This window comes from Eubacterium sp. CAG:156 (assembly GCF_000434315.1).
In the GTDB taxonomy this organism is placed as follows: domain Bacteria; phylum Bacillota; class Clostridia; order Lachnospirales; family Lachnospiraceae; genus Eubacterium_U; species Eubacterium_U album.
This window is the reverse complement of the sequence record NZ_FR878159.1, coordinates 1-1464: the sequence shown is the minus strand read 5'-3', so window position 1 is coordinate 1464 and position 1464 is coordinate 1. Positions and strand designations below refer to the sequence as shown.

Sequence of the window (1464 nt, the reverse complement as noted above, 5' to 3'; positions counted from 1 at the left end):
TCCTGTGTAGTTTTACCACCGTCTCCACATGAACGGTCTGCGGGAACATATCTACCGCACACGCTTTTTCAACCTTGTATCCCTGCTCCTGCAAAATTACTAAATCCCTTGCAAGACTCGTTGGCTTACAGCTAATATATACAATTCTGGCTACGCCGAAATCAATTATCTTTTGCAAAGCCTTTGGATGAATACCATCTCTTGGTGGGTCAAGAACTATTAAATCCGGCTTGTCCTTGATATCATCAATAACTTTTAGCACATCCCCTGCAATAAATTCACAGTTGTTAAGTCCGTTTAATTCAGCATTCTCTTTTGCAGCTTCTACCGCCTCTGCAACAATTTCAACCCCTACAACTTTTTTTGCAACAGGAGCAAGAATCTGTGCAATTGTTCCTGTACCGCTGTAAAGGTCAAATATCATTTTATCATTAGTGCTTCCAACATACTCTCTTGCCTTTGAATAAAGGACTTCAGCCCCTAAAGAATTTGTCTGGAAAAATGAAAATGTTGAAATCTTAAATCTAAGTCCCAATAATTCTTCATAAATTACATCTTCACCATAAAGTACTCTTGTCTCATCACTTTGAACCACATCAGCCAGACCATCATTTATAATCTGGAGTACACCTTTAAGTTCGCACTCTAAATCAAGTTTACATAACTTATCAATTAAAATATTATAATCTGCCGCTGCCTCGCCGTTTGCATCCGATGTTGTAACAATACTCATTATAATCTGATTTGTTTTTACACCACGTCTAATAACCAAATGTCTAAGGTATCCTTCGTGTCTCATTTTATGATAAAATTTTACATTTCTTTCTGCAAAATGTTCTAATACACAAGTCAAAATTTTGTTGTAATCTTTATTTACAATTTTACATTCCTTTGCCGTAACAATATCGTGGAAACTGTCTCTTTTATGTAATCCCAATGCCAAAGGGCCATCTTTATATTCATCTCCAAATGAAAATTCCATCTTATTTCTGTATTCCCACTGAACAGGGCTTTTGAGGATTCCTTCAAATTCATAATCTTTATTTGTAATTACTCCATCTAAAATATTCTTAACCATTTCTTTTTTCAAATTAGTCTGATTTTCATAATCCATTGTCTGGTAAGAACATCCGCCACAATCCGCAAAATGTGGGCAAAGTGGTTCTGCATTTTCAAGTGGTGACTTTTCAAGCACTTCTTTTAAACGTCCAACACATTTGCCTGAACGCTTCTTTGAAACTACAAAACTTACTTTTTGGCCCGGAATAGTTCTTTTAACTAAAGCTACACCTTTCTCACCACAATCTACTGTTCCTTTATTTGGAAAATCTATTTTCTCTACCACTCCCTGGTATTCCATTCCTTTTTTCATTTATTTATCCTCTATCTGCTAATATTTTAATGATGCCAGGGGCACAATATGAGCATAAAAGTGGGATAATTCCCACGATATGCGAATATTGG

General features: G+C 35.9%; 1 protein-coding gene. It reads right to left on the bottom strand.

Translation table 11 applies throughout. The annotated features are described in order from the left end of the window. Window positions 1-1372, bottom strand: a 1372-nt coding sequence (gene rlmD / locus ABMA45_RS06130; RefSeq protein ID WP_348029951.1) for a 23S rRNA (uracil(1939)-C(5))-methyltransferase RlmD, incomplete at its 3' end; no start/stop codon positions are given. Between the last annotated feature and the right edge of the window lie 92 nt (window positions 1373-1464).